Source organism: Vibrio makurazakiensis (assembly GCF_050337375.1).
Taxonomy (GTDB): domain Bacteria; phylum Pseudomonadota; class Gammaproteobacteria; order Enterobacterales; family Vibrionaceae; genus Vibrio; species Vibrio makurazakiensis.
The window spans coordinates 1-10,618 of record NZ_JAKJSW010000149.1 but is presented as its reverse complement, the minus strand read 5'-3'; the positions used below and the strand labels follow the sequence as shown (position 1 = coordinate 10,618).

The window sequence follows — 10,618 nt, the reverse complement described above, 5'->3', positions numbered from 1 at the left end:
GTGATATTCCTATCGCTCAGGTTTCTTACGCATCAACTTTGGGCATTACATTACAAGTTTGGACCTGTAGATGGATTTTGCGGTAAGTTTTGACTTAAACGCTGCATACCTTGGTACATCCGAATAAACCACACCACTATTGCGACACCTCCGAACAACATTCCGACATAAGGAATGTAATACGCGAGTTCATCAATAAAGTGGCTCTTGTACCAGTAATCGTTAACACCAATAAGTACACCGTTAGATGTTGCGACGGTGACTATTAACACAACAAAAAACGTTAAGTTCAAAAAGAACGAACGAATAAGCCCATAATAATGAGTATCAACGATTTCTCCGTCTTCACCTTTGTCTAGACGGTAGCCAGCATAGACAATGGCTATCACACCAGATATAAGACATGTCAACGGTGTAAAGCAACTTAGGATGTAAGCGACCCAAATACCCTTATGAGGTTTGTTCATTCTTATTCACCCCTTCACTCTTATTTGTTCCTACAGACTCAGTCGTCTGGTCACTGTTTGTTTGCTCTTGAGACATCACTTCGTTGTACCAAAGATCATGGTGCTCTTTCGCCCATGTTTCATCGACTTCACCCGTTACCATGCCTTCTAAAGCGCCTTCCATTCCAAATAAACCAATGTAGATATGGAAAACAAAGCCGCAAATTAAGATCAATGCAGCGACCATGTGAACTAAGTTAGAAAGCTCCATGTCACGACGGGTTTGGCCAAAGATTGGAAAGTCTAAAACTAAACCACTAATAGCAGCGATACTACCCATGACAATAAGCAGCCAGAATAAAGCTTTTTCACCGGCGTTAGAAAACTCAGCCGAAGGGTGAGAGCCTTTATGCTTACCTACCATTCCGCCAAGTTTCATAAACCACTGTATATCGACCATTTTGAAGATCGATTTACGCCACCACTTCACAAGCACACACATAAGTAATACATAGAAAATTGGACCTATGTAATTGTGGTATTGCTTAGCAAGTAAAATGATAAAGCCCCATAAATCGGTTGGTATATATGGTTTTAAGAAATGCTTACCATACACCAACATCAAGCCACTAAATGCCAGTGTTAGGAATGTAAACGCCATACTCCAGTGTAAGGCTCTATCTAATCGAGACCAGCGTTTTATCTTGCGTCCCGTTCTTGGTGTACTCAACATTAACGGGCCGATAACGATATACATTAACGTCACAAACGCGATACTACCAAAGATCGCAACAGCGCCAGCCGGAGACATCCATTTTTCTTTTAAGATGTACCAAGTTTGGCCTGGAGTACTGATTAACATTCCATGTTCTGGGAATTGTGAGGTGGTATATCCTTCTTCACCCTCTCTGACTTGACGCCAGAAATCCGCACCTGCTAGTTGAGTTATTTCTCGTTCAGCAGTATTTACGTTACTCTCAGATGCATGACTCATAGGAGAAAGCATCATCAATGCTGCCATCAAAGGCAGCATGACAATAGAGAGACGTTTAAACAATGAAAGCATACGTCTCTCCCAGCTTAGCTCTTAGTCGCATCGTAAGAAAGATCGTTACCGTCAGTCCATCCCGCACCTTTCGCGCCGCGTTCTACAACACGTTGACGGAAAATATCAGAAACTTTCTCAGCATCCCCTGCGATCAGTGCCTTTGTAGAACAAAGTGAAGCACACATTGGTAGTTTGCCCTCAGCGATACGGTTCGCACCGTACTTTTCACGTTCTTCTTTAGAACCCGCTTCAGTTTCAGGACCGCCTGCACAGAATGTACATTTGTCCATCTTGCCACGTTCACCAAATGCAGACTGTTTAGGGAACTGAGGAGCGCCAAACGGACACGCAAATAAGCAGTAACCACAACCGATACACAGATCTTTGTTATGTAATACGATGCCATCTTCAGTTTGCTCAAAGCAATCTGCTGGACAAACGGCCATACAAGGCGCATCCGTACAGTGCATGCACGCAACTGAAATGGAGTTTTCACCTGGTTCACCGTCATTAAGAGTCACAACACGACGACGTTGAATCCCCCACTCTAAAGCATCATCATTTTCATTTTTACATGCAGTGACACAGCCGTTACATTCGATACAACGCTTGGTGTCACATAGGAATTTCATTCTAGCCATTTTATGACTCCTTACGCTTTGCTGATTTTACATAGGGTGACTTTAGTTTCCTGCATTTGAGTAACAGGATCATAACCGTAGGTTGTTGCAATATTCGCTGATTCACCGATGACATACGGTTCAGTCCCTTCTGGGTACTTATCGCGTAACTCTTCACCTTGGAATTTGCCACCGAAGTGGAAAGGAATAAATGCTAGTCCCGGTTTCACTCTACGCGTGACCATAGCYTTCACGTGAATGCGGCCTTTTTCGGCACCTTCTACCCAAACCATTTCCCCGTCTTTAAAGCCAAGGTCATTAGCATCTTTCGGGTTCACTTCAACGAACATCTCTTGTTGAAGCTCCGCAAGCCAAGGGTTTGAACGAGTCTCCTCACCACCACCTTCATATTCAACTAAACGGCCAGACGTCAGGATTATTGGGTATTCACCCGATTTATCTTGGTCTTGAATTGACTTATAAAGTGTTGGTAAGCGATAGATTGATTCACTGTCATCCCATGTTGGGTAATCTGCAACCAAATCACGACGTGGTGTGTATAGAGGCTCACGGTGAAGAGGCACACGATCTGGGAATGTCCATACAATGGCACGTGCTTTCGCGTTACCAAAAGGCATACAGCCATGCTTAACCGCGACGCGTTGAATGCCGCCAGAAGTATCGGTTTTCCAGTTCTTACCTTCAGCTGCTGCTTTTTCAGCTTCTGTTAAGTCATCCCACCAACCTAGGTGTTTCAATAGCTTGTCACTAAACTCTGGGTAGCCATCTTCCAATTCGCAATCTTTCGAATAGCTGTCTTCCGCTAGTAAGTTCTTACCTTCAAATTCAACACCAAAACGAGCACGGAAGTTACCACCGCCTTGAGCAACAGGCTTAGACGTATCGTAAAGAATGTGCGTTCCCGGGTGTTTCATCTCTGGCGTGCCCCAACATGGCCAAGGTAAACCATAGGTTTCGCCATGCGCAGGGCCACCTTCACCTTCCAGTGTCGTATTGTGGAATGTATGCCAGTTTTGTTGGTGGTCTTTCAAACGTTCAGGGCTTTGGCCTGTGTAGCCAATCGTCCACATACCTTTGTTAAACTCACGAGTGATGTCTTCAATCAAAGGCTGATTATTTTCAACTCGAACGTTCTTAAACAATTGCTCAGAAAAGCCTAGCTTTTTCGAAAGCAGGTACATAATTTCGTGGTCAGGTTTAGACTCAAATAACGGCTCAATAACTTTGTCACGCCACTGAATTGAACGGTTTGAAGCCGTAACACTGCCGTACGTTTCAAATTGAGTGGTTGCTGGTAGAAGATAAACGCCATCTGTTCGGTCGTTCATAACCGCTGCAACTGTTGGGTATGGGTCGACAATGACCATCATGTCCAGTTGTTGCATGGCCTTTTTCATCTCAACACCACGGGTTTGTGAGTTAACCGCATGACCCCAGTAGAACATCGCACGAATATTATCGTTCTGTTCGATGTTGTCTTTGTTTTCTAGTACACCATCAATCCAACGAGAAACAGGAATACCCATGTTGTTCATTGGAAGTTTTCCGCGGTACTTATTTTGGTCAAAGCGGTTTTTAACCCACTCGTGCTCTAAGCCCCACACTTTTGACCAATGTTTCCACGCGCCGTCAGACAGGCCGTAGTAACCCGGTAAAGTATGTGAAAGAACGCCTAAATCAGTCGCGCCTTGAACGTTATCGTGGCCACGGAAGATGTTTGCACCACCACCTGATTTACCCATGTTACCAAGTGCAAGTTCTAGTACACAGTAAGCACGCGTATTATTGTTACCTGTTGTATGCTGAGTTCCGCCCATACACCAAACGATACAACCAGGGCGGTTTTCAGAAAGCAATTTAGCCGTCTGGTACACTTCTTCTTTAGTTACACCAGTAACACGCTCAACTTCTGATGGCGTCCATTTTGCGACTTCAGCGCGAATTTCGTCCATACCAAATACACGCTGACGAATAAATTCTTTATCTTCCCATTTATTCTCAAAAACATGCCAAAGTACGCCCCAAATAAATGCAACATCAGAACCAGGACGAAGACCGACATAGTGATCAGCTTTAGCTGCAGTACGAGTCCGACGAGGATCAGCAACAACGATCTTACAGCTGTTCTTCTCTTTCGCGATCAAGATATGCTGCATTGCCACTGGGTGTGCTTCTGCTGGGTTTGAGCCAATGAATAGCATAGATTTACAGTTATGCATGTCATTGAAAGAGTTCGTCATCGCGCCGTATCCCCAGGTGTTTGCTACACCGGATACCGTGGTTGAGTGACAAATACGCGCCTGATGGTCAACGTTGTTTGTACCCCAAAGTGAAGCCATTTTTCGGAATGAATACGCTTGTTCATTATTGTGCTTTGCACTGCCTAACCAATAAACCGAATCAGGGCCAGATTCTTTACGGATCTCTAGCGCTTTGTTACCAATCTCTTCAATTGCTTGATCCCAAGAAAGCTTTTTCCATTTACCGCCTTCAAGCTTCATTGGGTATTTAAGACGACGCTCACCGTGGCCATGTTCACGTAGCGCTGCTCCTTTCGCACAGTGGCCACCAGCATTGAATGGATGGTCAAATGCAGGTTCTTGACCCGTCCAAACGCCATTTTGAACCTCAGCATAGATGCCACAGCCAACGSAACAGTGAGAACAGATAGTACGTTTAATATCTGTTTTGGCTGTTGGGTCAACGGATTGGGCTTGGGCTTTCTTCATCATTCCCGGTGTAAACATGCAAGCAGTCGCTGCAACACCACCAGCAGCCAATGAACTGTTTTTCATGAATGCACGACGGCTAATGCCAAATTGGTTTTCTTGTTTTGTCACGCTATCGGAGCGCTTGGTTAATTTCATGGGGTGCTCCTAAAGCGAGTCGTAGTAGTCACGAATATGCTGTGTCTCGTGATAGCCTTCAGTTTTCTTATCTTCCTTTGAAACGGGCACTTCTATTTCTGCCGCAGAAACTTTCGCTGTTCCTGCTACTACTGCCCCCGCAACAGCCGCTGTCCCAAGACCTTTAAGTAGGTCTCTACGACTTGAGTTTACTTTTTCGTTATCTTTCATATTGCTTCCCTTACCTAGACGGTAGTTTGGATGCTTGTGCATCTCTTAATGTGATGGGTTCACTTCACTGTCGACAATGTTTTTTACTTCAATTTTGTTAACCGGTTTTGTACTCACTGGCGCTTGAACAAAACTCACTTGTTCATAATCAAAAAACGCTTTCATTAAACGAGCAACAGCAAGGTAAAACTGCGCACTTTTTGCAGATTCAATTTGCTCAATTAACTTTGCATACCAAGTCGCGACATGTGCATTAAAGAAATCTCGCTGAACAGTTTGAGGTTGGTCATGAAGCATCGCCATAACTTCACAAAGTGCCGCGATATGATCTTCAGGCTCTTTGGTTGTTTCGCTTCTTTCAAAACCAAGCGTTGAAAGATCTTGGCGGATCAATGCGAGCGGTTTCTCCATAAGAGAACCTGTTAAATGCCAAGACGCAAATGGAACAACCTCTCCTCGACCAATACCAATAAACAGGTTCTGATATTCTTCCGTAACCTGTTCAACAGCATGAGTACGTGCCGCCTGTTTTAAATCGACCCAAGCTATAGACATCAGATCTTGGCTACTTGATGTTTCAAGTTCACTTAACCAAGTCAAAAGCTCTTCTGAAGGTTCTTGTCTAACCAAACTCGCAATCAAAAGGTATATATCTGTACGCAACGATTGTTCTTGTTCTATTTCCATTGAAAATTTCTCTTAATACTTAAGTTGCTGTTCTGGTTGCTCTGCCATTGCTTCGAAAATATCCACAACACGGCAGTCTTCACACATAGCAATTCGGTTAATCGACATTTCATCTGCAAAGTGGGAATGGCTTCTTAGTTTTTCTTGAAGCATGGAAATCATTGATTGAGGAGCAAATGGCTTTTTACAGCGTAGACACTCAGCTGCTGCTTCTTCATGAAGAGTGACAGCTTCGATTCGAGAGGATTTGTCCCAATTCATTCGAGGTTCAAGCGTTAGTGCATTTTCAGGGCATGCTTTTGCACAAAGCCCACATTGAACACAATCTTGTTCGATGAATTTAATATTGGGTGATGTACCATCATTATGAATTGCAGCCGTAGGACACACAGCCACACAAGCCATGCATAAGGTGCAATCTGTAGATTCACACGAAACCGAGCCATAAGGAGCTGAAGTCGAAATAGGTTGAAGTGTTTCTACAGGAATACGATTACTCACTAAGGCATCTAAAGCAGTAAATAGACGCTCTCTCTTATTTCCTTCTAGTTCACCAATCCATAATTCAAAGCTTTTCGTTTGAAGTGTTGGTAAACCTTCTCTTAAGTCTTCTAAATAGAGAACATCAATACATTCTTTTTCTATACCTAATTGCTCTAGTAGATCTTGAGCGACACCCACTTCACTATTCAAAACTCGTTGAATGGTTTCTGGCATATGTCGACTTGCTGCGAATAAAACCTGCGTTGCACCATTGGTAAGTGCCGCAAACCAAGAATCAATACCAACAGAAGGTAACTCTTCAACCACAACAGGAATTACATTGTCAGGAAGAGCTTGAAGAGCCATAACGTTGTAACTTTCATGACGAGAACTACAAATTAGAACGATTGGATCTTCTCCGCCCGCTTGTTCGTAATTCGTTAAAGTGCGCTCAATGAATTTTTGAGTATCTTTAGGTTCAGGTAATGCGTAATAAATAGCTTCTGTAGGACAAGAAGTCGCACATGTTCCAACGCCTTGACACAGGTATGGGTTGATTTCGATTCTATGACCCGTTTTATCAGAGCCTTCACTCGTGAGTGCACCTGCTGGGCATGCTTCTACACAACGCTCACAGCCTTTTACTCCACGTGAGCTATGAGCACATAGGTCGGTGTCTAAACGGAAGTACTTAGGCTTATCAAATGTGCCCATTAGTGTTGGGATTTCTTCTAACGCTTCTGCCAGCTTTGGATAACCACGCCCAACCGGGTAATAACCAGGAACTGGAACCTCTTCCGTCATACAACCGTTTAATGAGAGATCCAAAACAACATCAAAGCAATCGTGATTTAATGCAACCTTAGCAAGGTTGGTTATCAGGCCTTTATTCTCTATAACCACAGAGAAAGTCCCAAGAAACCCTGATAACTCTATTGAACTGGCGTAATACAAGTTCGATAAATCACTTTGCTCGCCATCGGTAGAGAGTAAAGTCAACGAATTCATTTCAGTCAATTGCTCAGCGGCGCTAATAATAATCGCTGTAGGACCAATGATAAGAGTATTACCACCACTCTCGTAACTGACGGTAGGCGGGATCAAATTAGAGAGTTCAACCGTGTTTTCAAAAGCGTATAGTCTCGCTTTCCCATTGGTTGACGTTGTTTGTTTTAATAATTGTTTTAACATTGCTCAGTTCCATTAGAACGAATTCATGTGAATTGAACTGAATATAGCAATTACCATTCCAACTTTTTAATCGTTTTAAATCAACACCTTAAATACACCCGCTCTTCATGTCATTAAAACGCCACCACCATTAATAAGCTATGGGACAATATGTCTCAGTATCCAAATTGATAAATTAGTCAAAATGTACCTACTTTTTGTATGGTATATATTGTCCCACTTCAACCATAAGCACCGTTATTTACGCGCCTTCTTTTTCATTCTTCTTCCGCCCGTTTAATCAAAGCAACTCACCTGAACCTTTTTGTTCATTATTCCTTAACACTGCATTTGGTTTTACTTGATTTATTAAACATTCAGTTTTCATTATCTTTACGCCATGAATTTTGAGGCGGTAAGAAAATCAACTTCCTCTCTCTTCTTTCATACCTTTGGATGCTCACCCAAAGGGAATAGATATAAATCAAAATAATTCGGTATCTAATATGAAAAAGCCTTTAAAAGCCCTAGTGCTCGCACTTGGACTAACATTCGGATCTGTAAATAGTTACGCGCTTACTCTCGAGCCAGTAGAGAAAGACTTTACGTTACAGCTTCTTGGGTCAGGAGGACCTATTTCTGATGATCTACGTGCATCTTCTGGTGAGATTATCTGGTGGAAAGGAAAATCACGGATAATGATCGACGCAGGCGGTGGCGTTTTCCTTCGCTTCGGACAAGCAGGAGCAAAACTTGAGGACTTAGACTTCCTTGGAGTTACCCACTTCCATACAGACCATGTCAGTGATTTACCAGCACTTCTAAAAGGTGGCTATTTCTTTAATCGAGAAGACCCACTTGATATCTCTGGCCCAATGGCGGGTTCTGCTTTCCCAAGCTTGACCGGCTATATCGATGCTAATTTCGGTCCCGAAGATGGTGCTTACGCATATCTAACAGGTCTGTTAGATGGTACTGATGGGTTATTCCCTATCGCATTAACAGATGTCGACTATCAGACTGATACCCCAACCAAAGTTTACGACAAAGACGGTTTAACCGTTTATGCGTTAGGCATACCTCACGGCGATGTTCCTTGCCTTGCATACAGAATTGAAAGTGATGAAGGCGTGATTGTTGTTTCGGCTGACCAAAATGGTAGTAACCCAGCATTTATCGATTTCGCTTCAGGCGCAGATATTTTAGTGATGCCAATGGCCATACATGAAACTGCAGACGGCGTTTCTTCTTACATGCATGCGAAACCTTCCGTTATCGGAAACATTGCTAAACAAGTTCAACCAAAACTATTGGTTCTAAACCACTGGATGGGAGTTGGGCTGAAACATAAGTCTGAATCTGTTGGCGTTATTAAACAATATTTCGACGGTCAAGTGATTGCTGGTCGTGATTTATCAAGCTACCCAATCAGTGCAGCTAAAGAGCTGGCTACTTCGAAAGCACTATCATCAGGAGTAAGCAAATGAGCAATAAAATTAACAGTAAACTCGCCCTTTCTATCGCTATGACTTCGGTAATTACACTGAACTCAGCGATGGTATTTGCAGAAGCACCGCAACAAGCACCAGTTGAAGCTAAACAATCTTCGGGTCATGGCGGGAAATGTGCAGCAGGTAAATGCGGTACTGAGAAACGCTTTGAGAAACAGGAACTCACAACTAACCCTCAAGGCCGACTTGTTAGAGCTCGTGATGGTAAGTGCGGGTTATCAGCGCAAGGTATAGAACCAACTCAACGTCAAATCCAGTTAGCGAACAGTAAAGTAACAGGTGGCGTATGCGGCCAATAAACACTATGTCGTCAATGACTAGTGTATTGAAGCAGCAGCGCATAATGCAGTCATCGACTATCGAACCTCAATATATTGAACCGGTACGAATTAATGACAGTGCTAAGGGAATTGGGTTACGTCACGAGCATATCGATATCTTGTGCGAACAGCCAAAACATCCCGAAGTCGACTTCTTAGAGCTTGCTCCTGAGAACTGGATGAATATCGGTGGTAAGAAACGTGAACAATTAAAGGAGATTGCCAATAAGTATCCTTTAGTTGCTCATGGGCTGAGCTTATCAATTGGCGATTGTCAGCCTCTAAACGAGGTATTTATTCACCAAGTCGCCGATTTCTTAAATGAGTTTAAGATCGATATTTATAGCGACCATCTGAGTTTTTCTCGAGATTCTCAAGGATATCTTTATGAACTATTGCCTATTCCGCGTCACAAACAAAATATTCCATATTTGGTTGAGCGCGTGGAAAGAGTTCAACAGATCATCCAACGCCCATTGGTATTAGAAAACATTTCTTATTACCACGACTATGGGCAAGAGATGCCTGAAGGTGAGTTTATCTCTGAAATCGCTGATCGTAGTGGATGTGAGCTGTTACTGGATATCAATAATGTGTTTGTGAATAGTCAAAACCACAAGTTTGATGCCTATGAATTAATTAGAACCATTCCAACGAAAGCGATTCGCTACTTTCATATAGCGGGCCATTTAGAAGAAAGTTCAGGGTTCTTACTTGATACTCATGGTAAGCAAGTTCAAAAGAGCGTGATTGATCTTGCTCGCTATACGGTTTCTGTACATGGATCTAAGCCTTTGTTGCTAGAACGCGATAACAACGTGCCTCCATTAGAAGTACTGACTAAAGAACTGCGTGATATATACCAGGAAATATCGAATCCATCGGTAATTAACAGATCGGAGGTTCGCTGTGGTTAATCCTCCTCAAGAGATGGTCAGACTAACGCATCAATTGTCTGAGGCGATTCGTTCACCCCACTCGCGTAACAAGAGTAGTGAACAGATTCTATCGGCTTGCCGTTATGGTGAATTTATTCGCGACAATGTGTTCGCTGTTGTCACAAATACTTTCCCGTTATTTTGTGAGCAGCTTTCTGAAAACGAATTAAATCAATTTATTGATGAGTTTGTAGAAACACATTCCGCAGATGAACCCGAATTTCACCATATCGCGACGGAACTCGTAAAGTTTGTTGCCAGTATCATCCAGCAAATAGAGCTGAATGAAGAGTTACC

At 43.0% G+C, this 10,618-nt stretch carries 11 protein-coding genes; 4 read left to right on the top strand and 7 right to left on the bottom strand.

Annotation, left to right across the window (positions count from 1 at the left end; all coding sequences use genetic code 11):
- Positions 1-50: 50 nt before the first annotated feature.
- From L4C33_RS15460 to L4C33_RS15430, 7 genes are read right to left on the bottom strand one after another with little or no spacing between them, the layout of a single operon-like run.
- Entirely contained in the window at positions 51-467 is a 417-nt protein-coding gene (locus tag L4C33_RS15460; protein ID WP_428813312.1) for a hypothetical protein, read from the bottom strand.
- Positions 451-1,512, bottom strand: a complete 1,062-nt coding sequence (locus L4C33_RS15455) for a formate dehydrogenase subunit gamma (protein ID WP_428813311.1) — start codon at positions 1,510-1,512, stop codon at positions 451-453. Before L4C33_RS15455 ends, L4C33_RS15460 begins: the two co-directional genes overlap by 17 nt.
- Positions 1,513-1,526: 14 nt before the next feature.
- Positions 1,527-2,135: a formate dehydrogenase FDH3 subunit beta gene (gene fdh3B, locus L4C33_RS15450; RefSeq protein WP_428813310.1), complete on the bottom strand. Its 609-nt coding sequence runs from the start codon at positions 2,133-2,135 to the stop codon at positions 1,527-1,529.
- 11 nt (positions 2,136-2,146) lie between these two features.
- A complete protein-coding gene (locus L4C33_RS15445) occupies positions 2,147-5,002 on the bottom strand; it encodes a formate dehydrogenase subunit alpha (RefSeq protein WP_428813309.1) in 2,856 nt (951 codons plus the stop codon).
- 9 nt (positions 5,003-5,011) lie between these two features.
- Positions 5,012-5,212 carry a twin-arginine translocation signal domain-containing protein gene (locus tag L4C33_RS15440; RefSeq protein ID WP_428813308.1) on the bottom strand — a complete coding sequence of 67 codons (201 nt, stop codon included), beginning with the start codon at positions 5,210-5,212 and terminating at the stop codon, positions 5,012-5,014.
- A 45-nt stretch (positions 5,213-5,257) separates the two neighbouring features.
- Entirely contained in the window at positions 5,258-5,899 is a 642-nt protein-coding gene (locus L4C33_RS15435; protein ID WP_428813307.1) for a TorD/DmsD family molecular chaperone, read from the bottom strand.
- A gap of 12 nt (positions 5,900-5,911) precedes the next feature.
- Complete coding sequence (locus L4C33_RS15430; RefSeq protein ID WP_428813306.1) at positions 5,912-7,573, bottom strand: 4Fe-4S binding protein; 1,662 nt, start codon at positions 7,571-7,573, stop codon at positions 5,912-5,914.
- A 485-nt stretch (positions 7,574-8,058) separates the two neighbouring features.
- Between L4C33_RS15430 and L4C33_RS15425 the strand changes: the two genes are divergently transcribed.
- The 4 genes from L4C33_RS15425 to L4C33_RS15410 all read left to right on the top strand — a co-directional run.
- Complete coding sequence (locus tag L4C33_RS15425; protein WP_428813305.1) at positions 8,059-9,039, top strand: MBL fold metallo-hydrolase; 981 nt, start codon at positions 8,059-8,061, stop codon at positions 9,037-9,039.
- Positions 9,040-9,047: 8 nt separating this feature from the next.
- Positions 9,048-9,362 (top strand): hypothetical protein, encoded by a 315-nt coding sequence (locus L4C33_RS15420; RefSeq protein WP_428813314.1) that lies wholly within the window; start codon positions 9,048-9,050, stop codon positions 9,360-9,362.
- A 44-nt stretch (positions 9,363-9,406) separates the two neighbouring features.
- Positions 9,407-10,300, top strand: coding sequence for an MbnB/TglH/ChrH family RiPP precursor modification enzyme (locus L4C33_RS15415; RefSeq protein WP_428813313.1), 894 nt, complete (start codon positions 9,407-9,409; stop codon positions 10,298-10,300).
- On the top strand, positions 10,293-10,618 hold a 326-nt coding region (locus L4C33_RS15410; protein ID WP_428813304.1), incomplete at its 3' end, for an HvfC/BufC family peptide modification chaperone. The genes L4C33_RS15415 and L4C33_RS15410, both read left to right, overlap by 8 nt.